Annotated in this window: 22 protein-coding genes; 18 read left to right on the top strand and 4 right to left on the bottom strand. The window is 71.5% G+C overall.

Translation table 11 applies throughout. The features are described 5' to 3' along the window. Nucleotides 1-81: 81 nt before the first annotated feature. Genes Ae717Ps2_RS31840 through Ae717Ps2_RS31815 form a run of 6 tightly spaced genes read left to right on the top strand, consistent with a single transcriptional unit; the run spans nt 82 to nt 7,217 of the window. Nucleotides 82-336 (top strand): hypothetical protein, encoded by a 255-nt coding sequence (locus Ae717Ps2_RS31840; protein WP_143510798.1) that lies wholly within the window; start codon nt 82-84, stop codon nt 334-336. Continuing rightward, the gene (locus Ae717Ps2_RS31835; protein WP_083702696.1) at nt 333-1,172 is read left to right on the top strand and encodes a hypothetical protein; all 840 of its coding nucleotides are present in this window, start codon (nt 333-335) and stop codon (nt 1,170-1,172) included. The genes Ae717Ps2_RS31840 and Ae717Ps2_RS31835 overlap by 4 nt, the downstream gene beginning before the upstream one ends. Further along, the gene (locus tag Ae717Ps2_RS36810; protein ID WP_075334704.1) at nt 1,169-2,821 is read left to right on the top strand and encodes a hypothetical protein; all 1,653 of its coding nucleotides are present in this window, start codon (nt 1,169-1,171) and stop codon (nt 2,819-2,821) included. Before Ae717Ps2_RS31835 ends, Ae717Ps2_RS36810 begins: the two co-directional genes overlap by 4 nt. 14 nt (nt 2,822-2,835) lie before the next feature. Continuing rightward, nucleotides 2,836-4,341: an SCO6880 family protein gene (locus Ae717Ps2_RS31825; RefSeq protein ID WP_233147866.1), complete on the top strand. Its 1,506-nt coding sequence runs from the start codon at nt 2,836-2,838 to the stop codon at nt 4,339-4,341. Next, nucleotides 4,338-6,020: an ATP-binding protein gene (locus Ae717Ps2_RS31820; protein ID WP_198932378.1), complete on the top strand. Its 1,683-nt coding sequence runs from the start codon at nt 4,338-4,340 to the stop codon at nt 6,018-6,020. Before Ae717Ps2_RS31825 ends, Ae717Ps2_RS31820 begins: the two co-directional genes overlap by 4 nt. Further along, nucleotides 6,021-7,217, top strand: coding sequence for a C40 family peptidase (locus Ae717Ps2_RS31815; protein ID WP_075334701.1), 1,197 nt, complete (start codon nt 6,021-6,023; stop codon nt 7,215-7,217). Between the two features lie 47 nt (nt 7,218-7,264). Here the strand turns inward: Ae717Ps2_RS31815 and Ae717Ps2_RS31810 are convergent, their stop codons facing one another. Further along, nucleotides 7,265-7,624, bottom strand: coding sequence for a hypothetical protein (locus Ae717Ps2_RS31810; protein WP_143510796.1), 360 nt, complete (start codon nt 7,622-7,624; stop codon nt 7,265-7,267). A 141-nt stretch (nt 7,625-7,765) separates the two neighbouring features. On the opposite strand from Ae717Ps2_RS31810, the gene Ae717Ps2_RS31805 reads away from it, so the two are divergent. The 4 genes from Ae717Ps2_RS31805 (at nt 7,766) to Ae717Ps2_RS31795 (ending at nt 10,495) form a co-directional block, all read left to right on the top strand. Further along, on the top strand, nt 7,766-8,203 hold the full coding sequence (locus Ae717Ps2_RS31805; protein ID WP_143510794.1) for a hypothetical protein: 438 nt from the start codon (nt 7,766-7,768) through the stop codon (nt 8,201-8,203). Nucleotides 8,204-8,397: 194 nt separating this feature from the next. Next, entirely contained in the window at nt 8,398-8,550 is a 153-nt protein-coding gene (locus Ae717Ps2_RS37625; RefSeq protein ID WP_158071598.1) for a hypothetical protein, read from the top strand. Beyond that, entirely contained in the window at nt 8,547-10,028 is a 1,482-nt protein-coding gene (locus Ae717Ps2_RS31800; RefSeq protein ID WP_083702693.1) for a helix-turn-helix domain-containing protein, read from the top strand. The genes Ae717Ps2_RS37625 and Ae717Ps2_RS31800 overlap by 4 nt, the downstream gene beginning before the upstream one ends. 134 nt (nt 10,029-10,162) lie before the next feature. After that, nucleotides 10,163-10,495, top strand: coding sequence for a hypothetical protein (locus Ae717Ps2_RS31795; RefSeq protein WP_075334697.1), 333 nt, complete (start codon nt 10,163-10,165; stop codon nt 10,493-10,495). Nucleotides 10,496-10,544: 49 nt separating this feature from the next. Here Ae717Ps2_RS31795 and Ae717Ps2_RS31790 read toward each other — a convergent pair whose 3' ends face one another. From Ae717Ps2_RS31790 to Ae717Ps2_RS31780, 3 genes are all read right to left on the bottom strand, one after another. Then, entirely contained in the window at nt 10,545-11,678 is a 1,134-nt protein-coding gene (locus Ae717Ps2_RS31790) for a hypothetical protein (RefSeq protein WP_143510791.1), read from the bottom strand. Between the two features lie 280 nt (nt 11,679-11,958). Beyond that, on the bottom strand, nt 11,959-13,077 hold the full coding sequence (locus Ae717Ps2_RS31785) for a DUF2637 domain-containing protein (RefSeq protein ID WP_083702692.1): 1,119 nt from the start codon (nt 13,075-13,077) through the stop codon (nt 11,959-11,961). 1,342 nt (nt 13,078-14,419) lie between these two features. Then, entirely contained in the window at nt 14,420-15,400 is a 981-nt protein-coding gene (locus Ae717Ps2_RS31780; protein ID WP_083702691.1) for a Scr1 family TA system antitoxin-like transcriptional regulator, read from the bottom strand. Nucleotides 15,401-15,512: 112 nt separating this feature from the next. On the opposite strand from Ae717Ps2_RS31780, the gene Ae717Ps2_RS39930 reads away from it, so the two are divergent. From Ae717Ps2_RS39930 to Ae717Ps2_RS31740, 8 genes are all read left to right on the top strand, one after another. Next, nucleotides 15,513-15,830, top strand: a complete 318-nt coding sequence (locus Ae717Ps2_RS39930; RefSeq protein WP_304442465.1) for a WhiB family transcriptional regulator — start codon at nt 15,513-15,515, stop codon at nt 15,828-15,830. A gap of 98 nt (nt 15,831-15,928) precedes the next feature. After that, nucleotides 15,929-16,204, top strand: a complete 276-nt coding sequence (locus Ae717Ps2_RS31770; RefSeq protein WP_143510787.1) for a hypothetical protein — start codon at nt 15,929-15,931, stop codon at nt 16,202-16,204. 123 nt (nt 16,205-16,327) lie between these two features. Continuing rightward, the gene (locus Ae717Ps2_RS31765; RefSeq protein WP_143510785.1) at nt 16,328-16,786 is read left to right on the top strand and encodes a hypothetical protein; all 459 of its coding nucleotides are present in this window, start codon (nt 16,328-16,330) and stop codon (nt 16,784-16,786) included. Beyond that, nucleotides 16,786-17,244: a hypothetical protein gene (locus Ae717Ps2_RS31760; RefSeq protein WP_075334691.1), complete on the top strand. Its 459-nt coding sequence runs from the start codon at nt 16,786-16,788 to the stop codon at nt 17,242-17,244. Before Ae717Ps2_RS31765 ends, Ae717Ps2_RS31760 begins: the two co-directional genes overlap by 1 nt. 58 nt (nt 17,245-17,302) lie before the next feature. Next, nucleotides 17,303-18,268, top strand: coding sequence for a hypothetical protein (locus tag Ae717Ps2_RS31755; protein WP_075334690.1), 966 nt, complete (start codon nt 17,303-17,305; stop codon nt 18,266-18,268). Between the two features lie 44 nt (nt 18,269-18,312). Further along, on the top strand, nt 18,313-18,612 hold the full coding sequence (locus Ae717Ps2_RS37620; protein ID WP_075334689.1) for a hypothetical protein: 300 nt from the start codon (nt 18,313-18,315) through the stop codon (nt 18,610-18,612). Nucleotides 18,613-18,730: 118 nt separating this feature from the next. Next, nucleotides 18,731-20,971, top strand: a complete 2,241-nt coding sequence (locus Ae717Ps2_RS31745; RefSeq protein WP_143510781.1) for a hypothetical protein — start codon at nt 18,731-18,733, stop codon at nt 20,969-20,971. Nucleotides 20,972-21,083: 112 nt separating this feature from the next. Further along, the gene (locus Ae717Ps2_RS31740; protein WP_158071597.1) at nt 21,084-21,704 is read left to right on the top strand and encodes an HNH endonuclease family protein; all 621 of its coding nucleotides are present in this window, start codon (nt 21,084-21,086) and stop codon (nt 21,702-21,704) included. Nucleotides 21,705-22,905 lie beyond the last annotated feature (1,201 nt).

Raw genomic sequence — 22,905 nt, 5'->3', positions numbered from 1 at the left:
GTCGGTCACCCTGCCCAGCCGGCGCCGCCGGCGCCGCCGGGTGGGCAGGGCGGTCAGGAGTTGCCGCAGTTGCCGACGGTGGTGCCCAGGCCGTTGCCCGGCCGGTTCGGGGAGACCACCGAGTACATCGGGGGCGTGGTGATGTCTCTGGCGGGCTGGTCGGTGCCGCTGCTGTTGTTCCTGGGCGTGTTCACTATCGGCGCGGGCCGGTTCTGGAACAACCGGATGGCCGCGACCATCGGCGCCGGGATGGTCGGTACGGCGTTCCTGGCCGGGATCCTCTGGGCGTCGGGGCAGAACCTGATCAAGATGATCGCGACCGGTGAACTCGGATGAGCGCGTCCTCGTCCTCGTCGGCGGGGCGGGAGCCGAACCGGCGGCGCGGCTACGTGATCGCCGCCGGAGTCGGCGCGCTCGCGGTCCTGCTGGCCGCCGGCCTGGTCTACACGATCGCGGGCTGGCTCGGCGGCCGGGACGACGAGCCAGCGCCAGTCCCGGCGCCCCCGCCTGTAGCGGCGGGCGTGGAGACACGGGAGTGGGCCTCGGAACAGGAGCTGGCTGACGCGCCGATGCTGGCGTTACCTGACGCGGCCGGTCAGCCGCACACGTTGACCACCGAGACGGCCGGGCCGCCGATCACGCTCCCCGCACCGGGGCGGGTGGTGGGTGTGCCGTTTCCCGACAGCTTCCCGGCGACTCCGGAGGGCGCGATCGCGCAGCTCGTGGCGATGTCTGCGGCCGGGATGCTCGGTGGGGACCCGGCCGACTACGCCCGGGCGCACGACTCGATCACTGAGGCCGCTGACGCTCCGCGCGGCAACCGGGCGCTGTTCTCGGTGGTACTGACGAACTTCCGTAAGAACGCCGGGCTGCCGGCGCACGGCCCGAAGCCGGGCCTGTCGGTGAGCTGGGTCCCTCGTGCCGCGCAGATCAAGGGCACGGTCGGGGACCGGTTCGTGGTGGCCTGTGTCCTGGGGGAATTCGTCGCCGACTACTACGGGCGGGTCGCCTCTGCAGGGATGGGTGACTGTCAGTCCATGCGCCGAGTCCAGGTCGCAGATGGCAGCGAGCAGTGGCGGATCGCCCGCGCCATGCGTCCCGAACAAGCACCTTCACCATGGCCGGGCACTGCGGAAGCGGTCGCTGCCGGATACCGGGACCTGGCCCGATGAACACCGACATGATCGGGTCGGACCGGTGGGTGACGCAGCCGCCCGAACCGGGCCCTCCGCCGCCCGAGCCGGGCTTCTGGGAGCGTGCGCTGGGCATCGCCGCCGATCCGAGTGGTGCTGTCTCCACCGCGATCAGCGAGTATGTCAAGGCCGGTGTGGTGGGTGTGTTGGAGTCGGTGTGGGCGGCCGGGCTGGCGATGTTGCGTGACACGCTGGCCCTGGTCGATCACCTGACCCGGTTCGATCTGGTCGCGATCTTCTCCCCGGGCAGCGGGCTGGGGCAGGTGTGGCCGGCGTTGTGGTGGCTGGCGATCCTGGTCGCGACGTGTGTGTTCTTCTCCCAGATCGTGGCGGTCGTGGTCCGCGGCGGCTGGGGGGTGTCGCGGCTGCTGCTGGGGCCGCTGCATTTCGGGATCGCGTTGGCGTTCATCCTGTCGCTGTCGGCGGGCCTGGTCGCGGCGGCGGACGGGATCGCCCGGGGCCTGCTGGATCTGGGCCTCGGGTCGCCGGAGTTCGCCCGCGTGTTGGACCCGCCGCCGGCTGATCCGGGCGCGCCGGTGGATGCGCCGGTGACCGGGGTCGGGGCGGTCTTCGTCGACAACCCGGACCTCGGTACCGGGCTGACGGAGATGAGCCGGGCGATCATCATGGCGGTCGCCGGGGCGCTCGGCTCGGTCGCGGCGGTCGGGTTCGCGTTCGAGATGGTCGTGCGGCAGGCGATCATCGTCGTGTTGATCGCGGTGTCCCCGATCGCGGCGGCGGGTTTGTTGTCGGGGGCGACGTCGGCGTGGTGGTGGCGGAGCGTGCGGTGGCTGGCCGCGGCGATCCTCCTCGAACCGGCGTTGGCGTTGGTGCTGGTCATCGGGGTCGGGATGCTCGCGTCCGCGTCGGGTGTGTCGGGGCTGTTGGCGGGTGCGGCGGTGTTGCTGGCGGCGGTGTTCTGCCCGTGGGCGGTCTACAAACTCCTCGCGTTCGTTGATCCGGCGACCGGTGCGGGGATGGATGTGCGGGCGATCACCGCGCGCCGACCGGCCCCGGCGGGGGCGGCCCGGCCGGGTGCGGTCGCGGTGGAGGAGGCGCACGCGGTGCGGTTCGCCGATACCGCCCGCGCCCAAACCCGGGCAGGCGGGAGTGCTGCGGCGGCGGGGGTCCGGGCTGGGCGCTCGGTCGGTGGGGTGCTCGCGGCGGGCTATCACGGTGTGGCGGCGGTCGGGGAGTACGCGGCCGGTCGGCTCAACCAGCAGGCCGGGCAGACCGGTGTCGGGCACGGCGGCGGGTTCGTGCTGAACCGCACTCCGAGCCTCCGCCCGCCACCCGCACCGGCACCGTCTCGGGCGGCGCCGGCGGCCGGGGACGACCCACCTCCCGCCGTCCCGCCCGCTCCCGCTCCCGCCCGCACGACGGAGCGGGACGGGGTCGCCACCCGGGATCGCGCAGGAGACCCGCCACCGGCCCCCCGGAGCCTCACCGGGCAGGACACCACCACCCGCGACCAGCAGCAGCGGCAGGGGGAGCAGCGGGGTCGGGTGCCGCGCCCGGCACCGGAGACCGATCGCCGGCCGCCGAAGCCCCCGCCCAGCAGCGCAGCACCCAACACGGCACCGCCCAGCACGGCACCGCCGAGGCCGCGGCCGGGGCGTGAGACATGACCGCTGGTGGGCGGATGTATCGGGATCTGGGTCACCGTGAGGGCGCGGGCTGGCTGGCGGGGATGTCGACCGGGCAGGCGGTGACGGTCGGGGCGGGTTGTGTCCCGCCGGTCGTGGCGGTCGCGGCCGGGCGGTGGTCGACCGCGTTCGGGTGGGCGCTGGTCGCGGGCGTGGTGTGGGTGTTGACCACGGTCCCGATCCGGGGCCGGCCCGCGGTGTATTGGCTGGTCGACCTGGGCATGTTCACCACAGGAGTCCTCATGAACTGGTCCCGCTGGCAGTCGAGGGCCGCGGCCGGTCAGGCCGCCGACCCGGCGGTCGCTGATCTGCCCGGGGTGTTGTCGCGGTTCCGGTTCCACGACGGGCCACCCCTGGCCAACCACCGCCTGTGTGTGATCCAGGACACCGTTGATGGTCGGTGGGCGATCACCGGGCGGCTCACCCATTCCGGGGTGGCGATGGCCTCGCCCGCGGAGCGCGACGGGTTGGCCGAGCAGCTGGGGACGATGCTGATCGGTGTCGCGCACCGGGAGGTGATCGACCGGGTGTCGTTGCTGGTGCGCACGGTGCCTGATGACGGGACCGACTACCTGGTGTGGCGCGAACAGCACCAGGTCGACACCGCGCCGGAGTTGACGCGGCGGATCGCGGCGGAGATCGACCGTGATGTCGCCGCCGCGAGTGTGCGCACCGAGCTGTTCGTGACTGTGGCCGGGACGGAGCATTCGTTGCGGCGGGCGGCGAAAGCCGCCGGTGGCGGCGTCGCCGGGCGCTCCTACGCCCTCTACCGGGTGTTGGATGGTGTCGCCGACGCCCTGCGCGGGCTCGGGGTCACCGAGGTGACATGGTTGACCTCCGCCGCGGTCGCTGAAGCTGTGCGCACCGGTTTCAACCCGGCCGCGGCGGCCCATCTGCGCCACCAGCAGCTCACCCGCCCCGACCGGGCTGGTCGTCTGCCGTGGTCGATGGCCGGGCCGGTGCTGGCCCCGGCGCCGGCGGCACGTTCGTATGCCCATGACGGGTTCGCCACCGTCGCTTATGCGGTGCAGCCGCCGGTCGGTGGCACCGAGTTCGGGTCGTTGGGGCCGTTGCTGGCGGTGCGCCGTGCGGGGGAGCGGCGGTCGTTGCAGATCCACTACGAGGTCCTCGACCCGTCCCACGCCCGCCGGCACGTGTCACGCACGAGGTTCCGCGACACCCTGATCGCGGATCTGAAAGCGACCCGCGGGTTCGGTACGACCGTCGCCGACCAGCAGCGCCGTGCGGGTGGGCACGCCCACGAAGCCGCGGTCGCGGCCGGGCACGCCCTGGTCCGTTACACCATCGCCGCGGCGACGACGGTGCCGGCGGACTGGGCGGACTGGGGCGTCGAGGACGCCGCGGCCGGGATCGAGAACGACGCCTCGGGCCGTTTCGGGCTGCTGCGCCTGGAACTGGCCCAGGACGCCGCGTTCGTCGCGGCGTGTCTGCCGGTCGGCTACGGCCTGCCCGGCCTGCCCCAACGCAGGTGGCAACGATGACGATGTTCAGCAGGCGAGGCGGCGGGCGGGCAGCTCCGGTGTCGCGGAGCGCTGGCGAGTTGTTGACCGCGTTCACCGACCTCACGCCCGAACAGCTCACGGTGGCGGCGCCGCCGGAGGCCATCGGTGTCGACGCCGGCGTCGTCTGGAACGCCGACCCGCGGCGCGGGCACCGCGCCGGCGGGCGCGGCTGGGCCCCGGTCGACGCCGCCCGCCGGCTGCCGGTCTATCGGGCCACGACCGACCAGATCGGTGGGCTGTTCCCGCTGTTGGCTGCGCACGGGGTCCCGCCGGTCGGGGCGCGGATGGGCTTCGACGCCTCGACCGGCGGTTCCTTCTACGCCCATCCCAGCGAGTGGGTCGCCCCCGAGGCGGGTGGGGCGAAGCTGGTCACGAACCCGAACATGATCTTCTTCGGGGAACCCGGCCGGGGGAAGTCCTCCACGGTGTGTGCGTTCTGCCTGCGGATGATGCCGTTCGGGTTCAAGACGTTGATCTCCGGTGACCGCAAAGGCGAGTACACGCCGGTCCTGCGCGCGCTCGGTGTCGAACCGATCGTGCTCGGCGCCGGGTCGCCGCGGCGTTTGAACGCGCTGGACCTCGGGCCGGTCCGGACCCGGTGGGCGGCCTGGCCGCCCGAGCGCCGACGCCGGGAACTCGCGGTGATCCTGACCCGCTGGAACCGGCTGCTCGCCGCGCTGGCCGCCGCCCAGGGCTATGCACCGACCGTCACCGACGAACACGTCCTGCAGCTGGTGCTACGTCGTCTCGTCGGTGCCGACGACACCACCGATGACCTGCGCCCGGTCACGATCCCGCAGGTCACCGGGCTACTCACCGACCCCGACCAGCAGCTGTGGAACGACACCCGGTTCGCCTCCCGGCGGGCGTTCCTCGACACGATGCGCCCACTGACCGACGCGTTGTCCAACCTCGTGGTCGGCCCACTGGCCGGGCTGTTCGACACCGACACGAACTTCGACCTCGACTGGGACGCCCCCATCCAGTCCATGGACCTCTCACGCCTGGAACCGCTCGGCGAACAAGCCGTCAACGTCGCGTTGACCTGTCTGGGGGCGTGGTCGGCGATGCTCACCGATCTCCACGACACCGGCGCACCCCGGATCGTGATCCGTGACGAGGTCTGGCGACAACTCGGCCTGGGCCTGCCCGCGGTGAAAGCGATCAACGCCGACCTACGCCTGTCCCGCAGCGACCGCACCATCCAAATGCTGATCATGCACAAGCCGTCGGACCTGCGGGCGGTCGGCGCCGCGGGCTCCCACGAAGCCGCGATCGCCGCGGACCTGCTCGCCCTGTGCTCGACGAAAGTCCTCCTCGGCCAGTCCGAGGCGATCTCGACCGAACTCGCCGGGCTCCTCGGACTCTCCGAGGCCGAACAGGCCGCCGTCACCGGCTGGGCCATGCAAGCTCCCGGACGGGCGCTGTGGAAACTCGACAACCGGCCCGGCATGAGGATCCAAACCGTCCTGTCCACGACCGAAAAGTCGATCTTCGACACCGACGCCGGCATGCGCACCCGCCACCCCGCACCCGCCGACCCGGACGACGACACCAGTCACACACAGGACACCGGAGACCCACCCGGATCCGCTGGCGTCAACGGAACATTGACCGATGGCGCAGTGCCCGATGATGCGTTGACGGAGGAGAGGTAGATGGGCCGGCCGGTGCTGATCGCCGGAGCCCTCGGCGGGTCTGTGGTGCTGCTGGTGACCGCTGTGATCGGTGGTCTCGCCGTGGTTGCGGCGCTGGGGATCGCCGGGGGCCGGTTCGGGTGCGGGCCCGACGGCGGGCTCGGTGGTGGCGCGCAGACCGTGGACGGTGTCGAGTGGTCGGCCGAGCAGACCGATAACGCCGCCACGATCATCGCGCGGGTCGTGGAACGGGGGCTGCCGCGGCGGGCGGCGGTGATCGCCCTGTCGACGGTGATCGTCGAATCCGGGATCCGCAACATCGCCTACGGCGACCGCGACAGCCTCGGGCTCTACCAACAACGCCCGTCCCAGGGCTGGGGCCCACCCGCGACGGTGTTGAACCCGGTCGCAGCCACCGACACCTTCCTCAACCGCCTCGTCGCGCTACCCGGATGGCACACCATGGCGCCCGGCACCGCGGCCCAAGCGGTGCAACGCTCGGCGTTCCCCGACCGCTACGCACCACAAGAAGCACCGGCCGCAGCCCTGGTCGAACAACTCTGGCGCGGCCCCGACAACACCCCGGCCGTCGACAACCCAGCCGACAACCCTGTAGCGGTATCACCGGGCGCCGACAGTTCCCGCGCCGAGAACACCGCACCCGCCACGCAACTCGCCGCGAGCGTGTACGCGTGCCCGGACTCCGGCGGCGCCGGAGTCCCGGTCTCACCGGGGAACATTGACCCGAAGAAGCTCCCCGCCGGGTTCACCCCGCCCGCCGACCCCGTCGCCCGGGCCGCGGTCACGTTCGCCCTGGCCCAGCTGGGGAAACCGTACGTGTGGGGCGGGCAAGGCCCGGACGGGTTCGACTGCTCCGGACTCATGCTCGCCTCCTGGGCCACCGCCGGCGTCGCCCTGCCCGCCGGGACGGTCAGCCAGAAACACGCCGGACAGCCGGTACCCATCCACGACATCGCACCCGGAGACCTCGTCTTCATCCCCGGCTCACTCGGCAGCACCGACAACCCACGCCACAACGGCATGTACGTCGGGCACGGCATGATCGTCAACGCCTACGACACCACCCGAGGCGTCATCCTCCAACCACTCACCGACTGGGCCAATGACATCACCCACATCCGCCGGGTTCATGCGGCACCACCCGCGGGTGCGGTCGCTCCGGCCGGTGTACCGGCCTCTGCGGCAGGCACGTCATGATCCATGACATGCGCGGAGGCGACCGGCGGAAGGATGTGCGGCGGCCCTCAGTCGGTGAGGCCAGGCAGCAGCCATGCAGTCACGGTCGCGACGTCTTGGGCGTATGCGCCGGTGCCGCAGTGTGTGGCCAGCACCAGCTCGCTGGTGTCGTCATCGGGGAAGGTCATCTCCACGATCACCGCGGAACCGTCGGGAAGCCCGAGGCCGACGTGGTAGCCGCGGCAACAATCCCGGGTCAACCAGTAGGTCTGGGTGATCGAGCAGCGCTGCATCGTCAACGCCGTCCACACCACCCGCGCCACACCCGCACGCCCCGACAGATGCTCGACAGCGTCCTCAGCGGCCTGGCGCCCGCTCAGCCGGACTCGGTCGATCTGCTTGCTGCGTCGCTTCGCCAGCCGCGCCACCTTCCGTCGCTGCGACCGACTCTCCACGACTCCTCCACCCCTCCGAGACGAACCCGGAGCCACAGCGACACCCGCCGCGACACCCGCACCGCCGACCGTGTCATCGCTGGCGCTCTCACCAGAGGGGTCGTGGTAGCGGTAGTGATCGGCGCCGGCGCCAGCTACAGCATCACCGGCGACGACGTGCTCTGGACCGACACGATCGCCACGACCGCGGCAGCCACGTTCAGTACGGAACTGGAGACTACCGGTGACCTGGGCCTACCGGGAATCCCGGACAGCGCCACCCAGACCGACAGGTCAGCACCTTCGGTCTCGGTCAACGAACGGAGACTTGTTCACATGGTGACCGCCAGCAACACGATCGCTCAGGACGGACCGCTCTGGGTCGGCGGCAGCTATCGGTGCCCGACCTGCATCCGTGACCCGCGGGCGTTGATGTTCGGGGCGGTCGAGGCGGTCGTCTGTCATGACTGCGCGGCCTACTGGCTCACACCCACCAGTGACAAGGCCGACGCGGCGGCGGGGTGGGGCGGGGTAAATGCTGGTGGACCAGCGAGTTCCTGGGGCAGACGGTAGCGGGCGAACCCATCGGGACCCGACCCGCTACCGTCTGCATCCAAGTAATGACTGCGCCGCCGACTCCTCGGCAGGAAAAGCGGCGCGGTCACCCATCGAGTAGTCAGTTCCGGATCGACGTGGTCACTCGGACCGCGTATCGACCAGGCCGACTGCCCTGACCAAGCACTTCATGTGCTGGAAGGACTGTAGCGGTGACCTACAGAACCGTCGAGGCCCCCCTCGACCTCGATCTCGACCTCGACCTCGACCTCGACCTCGACCAGCTGTACTCGCGGGGGTCGGTGGCCGCCCCGTTTGTGCTCATTGACCTGGCCGCCTTCGTCTTGTTCGGGGGTGTGCGGTGAGCGTCGCGGTGATGGATGCGGTGTTCAAGTCTGATGTGGCGATGGCGTCGCGGCGGGCGGTGTTGCTGGCGATCGCTGACCACGCCAACGAGCGTGGGTTGTGTTTCCCGGCGGTGATGTCGGTGGCGCGGAAGACCGGGTTGTCGCGGGCGACGGTGTTCCGGTCGCTGAACGATCTGGAGCGTGAGGGTGTGCTGCGGCGTGCCCGGCGGCACCGTAGGAACGGGGCGTGGACCTCGAATGGTTACTGGATCCAGGTCGAGGTGCTCCAGGAGCGGAACCGGGCGAGGCTCCGGGCCCGGGTGGAGCTCGACACCCTCGAGGTGTTGTTCGGCATCACACCAGCCGCCGACACAGACGCCGAGCCGGACACCGGCTCGGCCCCCGGTTCGGTCCTCGACACGGGCGCCGGAATGGTCGACGGAGCGGTCGGTGCGGCGGTCGGCGCGGGGGCGGATCCGGCGGGTCTGAGGGGTCTGTCCGAGGCTCCTGGGGCGGGTCTCGGCGAGCACGTCGCCGGCCTGCCCGAACCGGTGTTTCCGCAGCTCCCCCCCCCGTCTCACGGTGAGACCCCCCCCGTCTCACCGTGCGACCCCACGGGGGTCTCACCGCGGGTTGCCTGGAACCGTCAGGTGACCGTCACGGGGGAGGCCACGCGCGCGAGCGCGCCCGCGACCGGCGCCGACCCGGTCCGGTCGGGCGGCGCTCGTCCGGACCCCGAGCGGGACACCCCGAGCAACGCCCCCCAGGAGTCCTCGACCCGAACACCCCGCCCGGAGGAAGCGGGACCGGCGGCGGCCGATCCGCTGGAGCAGCCCGCCCTGGCCGAGACCTCGGCGGCACTCGACGCGCTACGCCCGGAACCCGCCGCCGCACCGCCGGCCACCGTCCTGGCCGCCCTGGCCGACCAGGGCCCACCGGCCGCCGCTACTTCGGTCGTGTCTGACCTGGTCACCACCGCCGCGGCGCAAGCCCACACCCCGCCCACACCGGCAGCACCGGCGGTGCTGGTGCCGGACCCGGCGCGGCGGGAGACCTGGCGTTGCTCACGTCACCTCGCCCACCCCGACCCCCACGACCGGCCCTGTGGCGGCTGCGGAACGGTCCGCAAGCGGATGCAAGCCCAAGAGGCCCAGCAGGCCGCTACGGCCGCTCAGCGGCGCTCTGAGGCCGCGCAACAGGCACGGCAGCGCATCGCCGGCTGCGCCGAATGCGACGAGTACGGACAGGTCGTCGATCCCGCCACCGGTGACTACCCGCCCCTCGCGCTCAAATGCGACCACGTCACACCCGCTGCCGACCGGATCGCCCGACAGGCCCGCCACCTCGCCGCACAAGCCGCCACCGACGCCCAGGCCCGCCAGATCAGCCCCGACACCCGAGCACTGATCGAGTCCACCCGCGCCCGCCTGATCGCCCGCACCAGCACCAACGCCACGACCGGACGCCGACGCCTCAACCCGAAAACCTGGAGATAACCAGACAAACCGAACATGCCCGGATAAACCCGGCCCGGCCCGGCCCGGCCCGGCGTGGGCTCGTGAGCGCACGAGTCGGTGACAACCAGCGCCACCGCTGGTGCGCCTGCCTACCGGGCGCGCACAGTGCACCGGTGAACACGCCCCGCGACACCGACACCCCGGCCAGACCGGACAGCCAGAGTGATCGGCTGGCATGGCCGACCTGGACGTCGGGACCCGACCGCGCGGCCTCCCGGGCAGCGGCCGAAGCCGACACCGCCGTACTCAACCGCGCTGACCTGGTCGAGGCCCTCGCACGCGACCACCCGGCCAGGGACCACGCGCCAGCTCACCGCCGCACGCGCACCCAGGCCCCGACAGCGCCGGAGGGGCCCCGGCCGGCTACCGGGCCGTGGCTCGCCCTGGTGATCTTCGGCTTGGTCATCGTCGCCGCCATGCTCGTCATCACGATGACCTGGACCTGACGTTGTCTTCAGCAGCCAGGGCCCGGCCGCGGTCAAGGAAAAGTGCTCGTCAGGAGGTGGCGGGGACAGCGACCGCACGGGAAGGCGCGCTCACCTGGCCCACCGATGCGTCGACAGCGGCGATCCCGAAGTACTCGTTGACCAGAAACGGTGCGACCGCCGCGACCGGAGTGCGGTCAGCGCCGGTTCGGGCGTCGAGGACGGTCGGAACACCGTCACGGGTGTAGCCGTAGATCGCGCCGTGCCAGACCGTCGAGACCGCAGGTGGGACTCGGGTCCCACCGGTCTGATTGACGATGCGCCACAGCTCGGCGCCGGAATCGTCGAGCCCGAGCAGGACCTCGACCGACCGTCCACCACCACGCTGGCAGACGGTGACCGAGCGCTGGTCGCCGAAGCAGCTCCACCCGCGCCGATCTCCGTGCAACGGGACCGACGGCACCGGCCGCCCGGACGTGGCGTTGATGACCACCGAAGTGCTGGAGCCGTCGAGCAGGACCATGTCCCGCCCGACGGGGAACGCCGACCCGGCCGAGGTGCTGACCCAGCGTTGACGACCGTCGGCAACCGACAACCCACGCGTGTCCCGCGTGCCGGCGCCCCAGTCGGAGACGGTGACGATCACGGTGTCGCCGACGACCAGCTGGCCGGCTTTCCCCGGCGCGGTCCAGAGGACCTGCCCGGAGGCCAGGTCGACCGCAGCGGTGAACTCGTACTCGTTGGTACGGACATCGACGACCGCAGTCGCCCCGTGAACGCCGACTACGTTGACGTACTCGAACCACGGCCGGGAACCGGGCACCTCGCTTCCCGGAAGCGGGATCAGCGTGCTCTGGGCCTTCTGCCCGGTCGCCGAGTCCGCGGCGACGACCTCGACTCCGATCCCACCCGGGACCGTGCCCCGATCGGGGATCTTGACCGGGAACACGGCCAGCACCAGCCGCCCGACCGGGGTGTCGGCGACGACCGGCGGGCCGGCCGGATCCACGGTGCTGGTGCCGGTGTTGACCAGGTCGAGATCGACCTCCGGGTGCGGAGCATTATCGGGAAACAGACCGTCGGCCACCTCACCGGTCGTGAGATCAACCCGGACCAGGCCTTTCGCGCCGAGCAGCCACCCGTGCACACCGTCGAGGACCTCGACGATCGGGATGTCACCAGCGCCGCGCCCCATCTCACCCACCGGCGGACCGAAATCAGCGGGCGGATCGAACGCCTCCCGCACAGCAGCCGGAGGAGACACCACCTCGGCCACAGGCCCATCGTCGGTCCTGGCCGGCCCGGCTCCGCAACCGGCCAGGACCAGCAGAACCGCGACTGCAGACAGAAGAACACGAACGCCGCGACTGCACCGCGCACGCCTACCGATCATGGCTCCCAGTATCGCCGGTGATCATCACCGGTTGCGCCGTCACCGTGTCCGCGCCGACCGGTCCGTCGGTGCCCGGGGCGGTATGGCCTGGTCAGGCAGGAGTGAGCTGGGTACTCGCCCGGCCTGCGCCGGCCCGCGGCGCGGGCCGGAGATGCTCGGCCGGCGGCAGAAGACCGCGATCACGCAGGCTGCGCTTGGCCTTCGCCGCGGTCCGGTTCCCGCCGATCCTCCGGTCGACCTCAGCCAGCGACAGATCCTCACCCCGGTCCCAGGCCGCCATGAACAACGCTTCGGCCCGGCCCTGCTTCGTCTGACCCGCCACCCCGGACCCACTACCGACGTTGGCGTCAGCCGGTGCCACCGCAGGCAACGGGACCGTGTCGCCCGGGTCGCGGCCGGGCTCGACAACCGCCCCAACCAGCCCCGCCGCAGCCGGAGCTGATGCTGGGGACTGGGCGGGTGAGATCGCCGGCAGAGTCATCTGCGGGACCGGTGTCATCTGCGGGACCGGTGCCGCCGCGGGCTCCAGGGCCTCACCGGTGACCGGGCTGTCGACCGCTGCGGTTCCGCCGCGCCCGGCGCGGCCGTGCTGGATCGCCCGGGCCCGTCGGCGGGTAGGGCGGAGCACAATCGCGATCAATTCCAAACTGACCGCGAACGCGACCGGCGGGAACAACGCCACCATCCACGCCGCCACCGCCGCCAACACCGACCCCGGCCGCACCCATTCACTCTCCGGGACAACAGAAGCGGCGTTCGCCAACAACGTGACGATCATGCCGAACGCGAACGCCGCCCACGGCCCGAACCCGACACGCTCACCCCGGGTGCGCCGTGACCACACCACCACCAGTGCGGCGGCGAGGAGCCCGTCCACCGACAACGGCAGCCAATACGCCAGAGCAGATCCGGGGTTGAACCGGGCCGCGACTTCCTGCAAATGCCAATACGACGCCACCGCCGCGGGCAGCCCCACAGAAGCAACCACGAGAACCGCGAGAACACGCGGCCACACCGACGCCCACAAACCTTGTGGCCCACCATCCGCAATATCGGCGAGCTCCGCGGCGTCCTCCGGACCAGACTGTTCCCGCCAGCCCCACAGTTCATCGCCAGAACCAGACAAGGTGCTGTCGGGCGAAGGACCGCCAGGCGTGGTGGCGTCAGATCCGGCGACACCACCGGTGGGCCTGAGTTCGTGAACAGTCATCCCCGCTCCCTCGTCCCGACTGCACGCGCAGTGGCCGCACTGACATTACACGACCCCATCCAGACGAGAATGCGCGACGACCCACGAGTAGGCGTATCGCTGCCGCAGCCGAAAGAAAAACCAGCCACAGGAGATCAGCTCCGGAAAGGTTCACCCCCCGGCGGCGCGGAGGGGGTGCGCGGAGGGGGTGCGCGGAGGGGGGCGGGGGGTGCGCGGAGGGGGTGCGCGGAGGGGGTGCGCGGAGGGGGTGCGCGGAGGGGGTGCGCGGAGGGGGTGCGCGGAGGGGGTGCGCGGAGGGGGTGCGCGGAGGGGGTGCGCGGAGGGGGTGCGCGGAGGGGGTGCGCGGAGGGGGTGCGCGGAGGGGGTGCGCGGAGGGGGTGCGCGGAGGGGGTGCGCGGAGGGGGTGCGCGGAGGGGGTGCGCGGAGGGGGTGCGCGGAGGGGGTGCGCGGAGGGGGTGCGCGGAGGGGTGCGCGGAGGGGGTGCGCGGAGGGGGTGCGCGGAGGGGGTGCGCGGAGGGGGTGCGCGGAGGGGGTGCGCGGAGGGGGTGCGCGGAGGGGGTGCGCGGAGGGGGTGCGCGGAGGGGGTGCGCGGAGGGGGTGCGCGGAGGGGGTGCGCGGAGGGGGTGCGCGGAGGGGGTGCGCGGAGGGGGTGCGCGGAGGGGGTGCGCGGAGGGGGTGCGCGGAGGGGGTGCGCGGAGGGGGTGCGCGGAGGGGGTGCGCGGAGGGGGTGCGCGGAGGGGGTGCGCGGAGGGGGTGCGCGGAGGGGGTGCGCGGAGGGGGTGCGCGGAGGGGGTGCGCGGAGGGGGTGCGCGGAGGGGGTGCGCGGAGGGGGTGCGCGGAGGGGGTGCGCGGAGGGGGTGCGCGGAGGGGGTGCGCGGAGGGGGTGCGCGGAGGGGGTGCGCGGAGGGGGTGCGCGGAGGGGGTGCGCGGAGGGGGTGCGCGGAGGGGGTGCGCGGAGGGGGTGCGCGGAGGGGGTGCGCGGAGGGGGTGCGCGGAGGGGGTGCGCGGAGGGGGTGCGCGGAGGGGGTGCGCGGAGGGGGTGCGCGGAGGGGGTGCGCGGAGGGGGTGCGCGGAGGGGGTGCGCGGAGGGGGTGCGCGGAGGGGGTGCGCGGAGGGGGTGCGCGGAGGGGGTGCGCGGAGGGGGTGCGCGGAGGGGGTGCGCGGAGGGGGTGCGCGGAGGGGGTGCGCGTCACGCTCTGTGCTTGTCCAGGAGGTAGACAAACCACTGGACAAAGACCCGACAAGCGGAAGGACCCTGCCGTCCTACGCGCGTGCGGGCCCGCACGCGCGTAGGACGCACGCCAGCACGCCCGGCCCGTTGTCCAGTTGGACAACGGGACAATCACGCACCGTCATGCCCACCGTCGCCGCCGGTGTCGCCCGACTCGCCGCGGCTCATCTCCCGAGCGAGGCTCTCGACGAACTCGACCGCCTGATCCCCACGCCAGCTGTGGCGCTGATAGGCGCGGAACCGGTCGATGTGCCGCTGAGTGCTCTCGGGGCCACTCTCAGGCGACTCCTTGAGCTCTGTATGTACGACCACGTCTTCCATTCCGCTCTGAGGGGCGAGGTGAATCGCAACGCTGGGTGCATCGTTAATGGAGAGTGGCCCACCGATCGGATAAACGTCAAGAGTTAGCCGATCTTGCTTGGCGAGAGAGCCGATCCAGATCAGTTGATCCACGAGGACTCTCTGATTTCCAGAAAGCCCCCTTAGGGCGCGCTCTGTCAATATCACTTCCAATCGTGATGACTGCTCATAGATGACTCGCTGGCGAGACACTTTTGCGAACATGCGGGCTGCAGTGCTCTGTTTTGAGTACTGCGACTCAATCTGAACCCCTTGGAGCATGTAGGAGGAGGACTGGAGCAGATCGGGAATTCCCGATCGGTGCCATACGAGGATTCTTTGGGCCTCGGATTCCAGGGCAGAGAGGTCTCCCTGGCGAGCGCCCCAGCCGCCAATTGGCGCTCCGCGCCATGAGATCTGCAAGGGGGCAGCCTTGCAGACTAAGGCGGAAATTTCTGCGCGGTCCTCGGTGGAGGCACCAGTTTCCCTCGCCCATCGCTGCGCCTCAGGGTCAGATATTTTTGTTTGGCCTGATTCAATTCTGCTTATCCGCGATTGATCGCACCCTAAAATTGCAGCAAGAGATCGCCCTGAAAGATTCGCAGACAGCCGGAGTTTCTGAAGTATCTCGCCAAGGTGGCGCTGAACATCGGCGCGGTCACCAGTCAAGCGTGCCGCCTCCTTGGTTGTTGGACGAGCAGTCACGGCCGGCGCCGGCACTTGCCTCTTGACGCCTCGCTGGCGCCGCCGCATACTCTGATGCTTAATGTTGGTATGTGCCACGTTAGACGTGGTGCTGGTGGTCGGGCCCCGGCGGACTGTTCCTCCGCCGAGGCCCTTTGTAGGCCACCCCGAGCATGAAGAGGTGACCCACGTGGTCGAGCGTAGTCCTGTCTTTGACGATGATCCGGGACCTGGGATCCCGGTCCCGGTGGTGTTGTCGTCGCATCCGGGTCGGCGCTGTGTCGGTGTTGATCCGGAGGTGTTCTTTCCGGTGTCAGAGCTGGGTGTGTTGCAGGCCCGGCTGGTGTGCACCGGCTGCCCGGTGCGTGTCGCGTGTCGTGAGTGGGCGACCGCGACGGGCCAGGACGGCATCTGGGGCGGCACTACCGATGCCGAGCGCGCGAGCCAGCGGCATGCGGATATCGCCGCCGCGGCTGGTGTTGGGGCGGTGGCGGCGTGATACCAGCAGCGGTGACTGCTCAGCCAGAGCGCGGGGGCCCGCGTGCTCGGCGTGCGTATGCGCTGTTGCGGCGCGGTAAGGCCCGGAAGGAAGTGTTCGTGTCGGCCTACGGTCAGGCGTCCACACCGGCCGAACGGCTGGTCGTAGCGTTCGCCGCGGTGCGTGCGACGTTGCCGAAGCCCGAGGCGGTAGCACCGGAGACCGCGCGCCGCGTCGACCGTATCGCCGATGACCTCGCGGACCTGTTCGCCGAACTCCACGCCGGGCAGGAACGTGCGGCGGCGTCCGCGATCCGGGCGAAGCAGCGCACCGCCGCTCGCAGCCAGGCCCGCCGCGAGCAGCGCCCCGCCACCGCCGCAGGTGGTGAGTCGTGATGGATGTCCGCGCCCGTTGTGTGTTCTGTGGTCGGTCATTCGAGATGCCACGTGATGGTGGCACGCCGCCGCGGGCCTGCGGCCGGTGCCGTCACCGGCACCCCCGGAAGGGAGGTGGTCGTCGTGTCGCAGCCGATCTCTGACCACCAGCAGCAGGAAGAGTCGGCGGTGGAGAGCGCGGGCCGACCGGGTCTCTACGTCGTCGACCCGGCCGCTCCCGGCGGGTCGAACCCGGCCAGTCCTGGGGCCGCCGCCGAGCCGGCCGCCGCGGTGGTGACGCCGTTGGCGCCGTGGGACCAGCGCCTCATCGACGTAGTCCGCGACCTGATCGAGGCCCGGCCCCGGTGGAACCAGACTCCGCCGTCATACGCCCAGACCTGGGCGTACTCGCGGTCCGGGGACTGGACCACATCGCAGAACCCGCTGGTGAGAGCCGTGCACTCGGTCCTGACGCTGGCCGCCCTGGCCGTGGTGTTCCCGCTGGACTGGCTGTGCAACGTGATCCGGGACAAACCGTCCGGGTTCATGATCACCGTTGTCGTTATCGCACTGCTCGTGCTGTCGCTGTCGGGCGGTGGGTGATGTCGTGGTCGATGTTCATCCCGTCCTCCATGCCTGCCCTCGGCGCCCTCGCACTCGTCCTCGCGGTACTGCTGGTCTTCCTGGATGTTCCCGGTAAAGGCGTGGACTGGGAGAAAGTCGCCGCCGTGTTGGCGGTGGTCGGCGGGTTCGGCGTCGGCGGCGCGTCCGCGGGCTGGTTCGGCGTCCTGTTCCAGAATCTGTCGGGTGGGGCCCTGTCCGGTGCTGGGCAGGTCACCGCCCAGCTCGTCGGAGTCAGCGCGGTGGGTGCGGTCGCGGCCGCCGCGGCCCTGTGGGCTTACTCGCGGCTGCGTGGGTCGGGGATCACCGCAGCGACGAGGTCGAAGTCGCTGCTGGTGGTCGCCGCCCTGGCCCTGGTCGGGACCGTCCTGGCCGGTGTCCCGCGTCTGTACCCGGCCGCGGATGCGTTCATCGCCGCCCTCGCCGCATCCCTCACCTGATGACACCGCAAGTTCTAGCTGTGTGCCGATACAGCGCTAGAAAAGGAAGGAGTGGCTGGTGGAAGCGTTCTTCCTGACCTGTGTCGTCGTCGCGTTCTTCGTGACGAAAGGCCGTACCGACACCGCCGCCTACAGCAACGGCAAAGAACCACCCGGCCTCGCGCGGGCGCGGATGCGCCACGAGAACGCCGGCGGGGCCCGCACCAGCTCGGGGCGCCCGACCGGGCGGGGCGCGTTCGGACTACTCGTCGCCTCCCGCTGGGCGAACGCCTGCCAGGCCGCTCAGCAGCGCGGCGAACACCGCGCCGCCCGTCGGCGGGCGTGGTACGACGCGACCGCCCCGGGTCGGGATGAGCGCTGGCGTGCCGCCCAGCAGCGGCGCCTGGAGCGGGCGGACCGGGCGCGGGCTCGGTGGGCGCACGCCCGTGGCCTCACCGCAACCAGCACCGACAGCCCTGGCACTGGTGCCGGCGCTGGTGGCGGTGTGTTGGAGCTGTGGGGCCGCCGCCGCGACACCCGCACCAGCGCCGGCCCCGTGACGGGGTCGGCGGGGGGTGCGGTCGTGGCGACCGATGATCCCGGCCTGCCCAGCCGCGTACCGGCCGCTGACGGGCAGGTTCCCGCGGCCCGCCCGACCCCGGACGGGAACGGGGACGGGGAAGCCGTGGATCCGGACGTGCCCGCGCCGGCGACGGAGTCCCCGCCGTCCACCAGCACGACCACGTCTACTACGTCTACTTCTTGTGGAGGTCCAGGAATGTATGAGGCCGCTGTCACCCGACTGGCCGCCGCGGCGGACGCGTGTGGCGTCTACCGCACCCAGCTGTCCGGGTTCACCGACCGGCTCGCCGGGCAAGGCTGGGGTGAGCAGGTCACCGGCCCACTGTCGGATTCGCTGACGGTGCTGGCCGACGCCGAGAGCGCCTACCGGGACCTCGCCAGTCAGATGCGCGCTCAGGGCGACCAGGGCCGGGACGCCTACGAGGCGGCGCCCTATGTGCCGGGCCCACACGCCGTCCTCTAACCCGCTGACAAGCGCACACGCCAGAAGGAACGGAGCAGAAGCCCATGACGGCAGTACTGGATGGTGACGGGAACCACGAATACATCGCGGCGGCGTTGCGGGACGCCGCCACCGATCTGGAACAACTCATCGCCGGCCACCGGGTGATCGCCGACGAGTTCGAATCCCACGGTTGGGTCGGCCTGGACGCCCTCGACGGCGTGGGGGGTCAGCTGGGCGGGGTGATCGACTCGTTGTCGCTGGTCGCGGAGCGGGTCGGGGTGGGTGGGCAGATCGTCGCCGACGCCCACACCTCCCACCACATGATCGGCCGCGCGTCGAAGGCGTCCCTGGGCCACGCCTGACCTGGTGGGTTCGGAGTCCCGCCCACACCCGAGTGGTGTGGGCGGGTGCTCCGACTCCATCACCACAGCACAGCGCCGACCACGCCGCTGACCAGGAGAAAAAGGAGGGAGAACAGTCATGACTCGGGTGAGGTCTGCATCGACGATCACGCGCAGGACGCGGTTCGAGCACGCCGCCCGGCTCGCCGCCGAGCGGGCAGCAGCCCGGGAGAAGGACCGCGGTGACGGCGCTAGTGAGACGGCGCCATCAGGTGCCCATGCGGCGGCGTTCTGGTCGCGGGTGAAGGCCGCCGTCGTCCCGACCGGTGACCGGGGCGCCCCGCTGGAGGTCGGTGGTGATGATCGGTGCGAGAACGCGCGGCGGGTGTTGGTCGCGGATCGGAACAGTCGTCGGCGCTGGCCCTGGATCCCGGCCGCCGCTGGTGGTGGTGTCGGGATGGGCGGGCACTGGATCGGCGCCGCCGCCGCCGCGCTCGGCGCCACGACAGACCCGGGAGTGTTCGCCGGCCCGGCTGCCGCGCTCCCGGTCGCTGCGGCCGTGCTGGGCGCAGCCCGTTACCGATCCCATGTCGGCCGGTGGTGGCCTGAGTTGTGTGTGAGTGGTGCGGGTGCATCAGTTCTGGCCCACGCACTCGCCACGACGGGCCCGTCGCCGCTACTCGGCGCCGCCGCAGTCCTCGGCACGACCGTGCTGGGCACCCGTTGGTGGCGGGCCCATCCGCTCGGCCCACAGGTCGCGCCGTTGACGTCATCCGAGCTGCCGGCGCTCGCCCCGCCGGACCCCGAACACGACCGGTACTGCCTGGCGTGGGCGCAGACCAACGGCTCCACGACCGGGAAGGTCCCCGGCTCCCGGCTGACGAACCGTGTCGACGGGCCCTACACGACGACGTTCGACGTCGTCCTGGCTCGTGGTGTGCACACCATCGCCGATCTGCTCACCCACCGGGTCCGCCTCGCCGGCGGGCTCGGAGAGCCCGCCGACCGAATCCTGTTCGCCCCAGCCGGGGCGGGACAGAGCGCGGCGCGGGCGCGGTTGACGGTCATCCACACCGACCCGGTCGCGCAGGTCCGCTATTTCACCGCGCCACGCGTGCACGACGGAACGATCCAGGGTGTGGGGCGGGCGGTCGACGGAACCGGCGAGGTCGACGTCGTCATGTGGAACGACTCCGGGACCGTGCCGACGATGATCGTCGGCTCCACCGGCGGCGGGAAGTCCGGCGCCACGAACATCCTGACCACCGCCGCACTGTCCACCGGCGTCCTCAACCTGCTCTATGCCGACCCGAAAGGAAACTCCTCCACCGCCCTCGCCGCCCGCGCCCGGATCGCGGTCATCGGCAAACACAACGTCCTCGCCCTGCCGAGGCTGATCGGCGCGATCCTGGAAGCACGCGCCCAGATCGCCGCGCAGGCCGGCTCGGACCTGATCTTCCCCAGTGTCGAGATGCCGGGGTGGATGTTCCTGCACGACGAGTACTCCTTCGTCGCCCACGACCCGACCACCGCCGCGTTGTGGACCGAGACCGTGAACACCGTCCGCGCGCTCGGCGTGTGGGTGGTCGGCTGCAACCAGTCCCAAGGACAAGCCGCCTGGGGCGGTGACCACGCCCGGTCGGCGTTCGCCTCCCAGGTCATCGCGTTCCGCACCAACTCCAAATCGTCCTCGGACCTCGTACCCGGGCTGGTGTGCGACCCGAACGAGCTCCCCCTCGACGACGCCCGGCCACGACGCCCGATCCCCGGGATGGCCGTCCACGCCCACCTGGACGCACCCGTCCGCTGGGACTGGCTACCCAGCGACGCTGACGCCACCCGGATGACCGCGACGGGCCGGCCGGCACCCGAGCTGACGGTGTCGACCGCGTTCGACCGGCACTTCGCCCAGCCCGAGCTGCATCCACTCGACGACGCCGCGATCACCACCGTCCTCGGACCCGCCATCAACGGGCGGTGGCAGATCGGCGGCCTCGGCGGCACCCACCACCTCACCGACGGCGGCGCTGCCGGAGCCGGAGCCGGGGCTGGGAGCGGGCGGGGCGGGCTTCGGCGCAGCCCGCAGCCGTCCTGGGGAACCCGCACCGCCACCGCCGACACCCCACCTACACCTGCATCTGCACTTGCGCCGGCGGGTGTGGTGTCGCCGGTGCAGGCCGAGGTCCTCGCCCTCATCGAGGGCGGCACGGTCGCGACCGGGGATCTGGTCGCGGCGGCGGCGGCGTCGAAGGCTGCGGTGCACGACGCCCTGGACACACTCATCGGGCAGGGGCGGATCGCCCGGGTCGCCCGCGGCCGCTACCAAACCGTCGCGACCGCCGCCCCGACTGCACCCGCCGAGACGGGCTCGACATCATGAACCGGATGAACCCGACACACGGACGACAACCGGGACGCCACCCGGGGCTGCGGTCGGGCGGTGGGCGGTCGGGGACCGCCGCGCGGCGACGCTGCTGATGACCGTGGCCGCGGTGGGCGTGTTCGTGCTGGTCGAGATCTGGGCACTCCAGCACGACACCGGCAACTCCGGCGACAACTCTGCCGCTGCCGGGTCAGCGGTAGCGGCTGGTCCGAACGGGGCCGGCCCGGTGGATGTGTCCGGGCTGCGGATCGCCCCGGACCGGCACGGTCGTGACTACCGCCGTGAGGCGTTCGGACCCGGATGGGCGCCCGCGGTCGGGCCGGGCTGCGACATCCGGGACTACGTCCTGGCCCGGGACCTGACCGACACCACCACCCGCAACACCTGCGATGTGACATCGGGCACACTTCAGGATCCGTACAGCGGGCAGACGGTCACCGGGCCGGCGAGACAGATCGACATCGACCATGTCATCCCGCTCGCTCTGGCCCACCGGTCCGGCGCGCACGCCTGGACCGACCGGCAGCGGGAGGTGTTCGCGAATGATCCGGACAACCTGCTCGCCGTGTCCGCGCAGGTCAACCGGTCGAAGTCCGACAAGGGACCGGAGCAGTGGATGCCGCCGGTCGATGCGTGTGTCTACGCCCACGACTTCGTCCGGGTCGCCACCCGCTACCAACTCACCGTCACCGCAGACCGGGCCGATGCGCTGCGTCGGGCCTGCACGTGAACACCACCGCGGGCCGGGCCGGTGGAACCTGCCGGTGCCGCAGATGAACCAGTCGACTACGGTCTGTCCCCAGACAACGACAAACGGCCCCCCCTGGCAAGGAAAAGGGCCGCGAGTCGTTCGACAAAAAAACCCAGCCGTGAGGCTGGAAAACCAGCCGTGAGGCTGAGATGGGAGAAGTCTAACCATGACCGGCCAGCCCCACCACCCCGGCCACCCCGACCACCCCGGCCGTGGGCCGTCTATGCCTGTCGACCTGGGCGTTGATGCCTCCGGCCGGGCGGATGACCGGTTCGTCTCGGTGGCCGGTGACTCCCCGGTCGATGCGGCGGTGCCGTTCTGGATCGCCGCGTGCGTGCGGCTTGCACCGCCGTGTCGTAGCGACGGGCGGCCATCAGCACGGCCGCGGACAAGGTCCTGACCGCCGCGCAGGTGCTGCTGGCCGACCGGGTCCGCTCGACTGATCCGGAGCGGGTCGAGCTGGACCGCCGCGAAACTCGCCCGCTGGTGCGGCTACGAGTCGGCGAACAAAGCCGGCTGGCTGTTCGACTACCTCTCCCAGATCGGGTTCCTGCGGATCGACCGGCACTACGTGCCCGGGCAGCGCGGCCGGGCGGCCGACACGTTCACGGTCTTCACCCAACCACCCATCGGGTATGTCGGACCGCGGACCTACTCCGAGCTCGACCGCGCCCTCTCCGATCCGACAACACCCACTCGCTTATTCGTCGCCCCGCCCCGCCCGCACCCACCCGGCCCCGGTGCCCAGATGGGCACGAAGATGGTGTCGGCCGCTATTTCCGCAGGTCAGGGTCTTGATGCCCATCTGGGCATCTTCTCTAGATCGATCGACTCCTCTCCGAGGAGTCGGAGAGGAGAGGAGTCGATGGAGCCCGTGCCGGGCGGTGCGGCGGAGCCGCCCGCCACGGGCCACCGCGAACCGGCCGGTTCGGCCGGTTCGGCCGGTGCTGTCGGCGCGGGGGCCTCCGCGGAGGCCGGTTCGGAGGTCGGCGCGGAGGTCGGGGCTCTGGTCGCGCGTTGCCGTGGGTGGAGTGGGCGCAGACGGCCAAGCGGGCGTCGTCGTCGTGGCGGCCGACGGTCGACGATGTCGAGCGGGTCGGGTCGGCGATCCAGTCCGGTCTCGACGCTGGCATCACCCTCGTAGAGGCCTCTGAGATCGCCTGTGCGGCGATGAGAGACG

Origin of the sequence: Pseudonocardia sp. Ae717_Ps2 (assembly GCF_001932475.1) — a bacterium.
Lineage (GTDB): Bacteria > Actinomycetota > Actinomycetes > Mycobacteriales > Pseudonocardiaceae > Pseudonocardia.
This window is presented reverse-complemented; position numbering and strand designations above follow the sequence as displayed.